The following is a 437-nucleotide window of genomic DNA, read 5'->3' on the forward strand; positions in this document are numbered from 1 at the left end:
GAGGGTCCTGCGGTGACGGTGGACACGGCGTGTTCGTCGTCGCTGGTGGCCCTGCATCTGGCCGTGCAGTCCCTCCGCCAGGGCGAGTGCTCCCTCGCGCTGGCCGGTGGTGTCACGGTGATGGCCACGCCCGGACTCTTCGTCGAGTTCAGCCGACAGCAGGGTGTCGCGGCGGACGGCCGTTGCAAGGCGTTCGCAGCGGGCGCGGACGGCACAGGCTGGGCCGAGGGTGCCGGCATGCTGCTGTTGGAGCGGCTGTCGGATGCCGAGCGCAACGGTCACCAGGTCCTGGCGGTGGTGCGTGGCTCGGCCGTGAACCAGGACGGCGCGAGCAACGGCCTCTCCGCGCCGAACGGTCCGTCGCAGCAGCGGGTGATCCGTTCCGCGCTGGCGAGTGCGGGGCTGTCCGCCTCCCAGGTGGATGTGGTGGAGGCGCA

1 protein-coding gene is annotated in these 437 nt (G+C 71.9%); it reads left to right on the forward strand.

Going from position 1 to position 437, the window contains the following annotated elements; all coding sequences use genetic code 11:
- Window positions 1-437 (forward strand): beta-ketoacyl synthase N-terminal-like domain-containing protein (locus GT045_RS12000; RefSeq protein WP_161334141.1); only part of this gene is annotated, 437 nt, incomplete at both ends.

The sequence above is a fragment of the Streptomyces sp. SID486 genome, assembly GCF_009865385.1.
GTDB lineage: Bacteria > Actinomycetota > Actinomycetes > Streptomycetales > Streptomycetaceae > Streptomyces.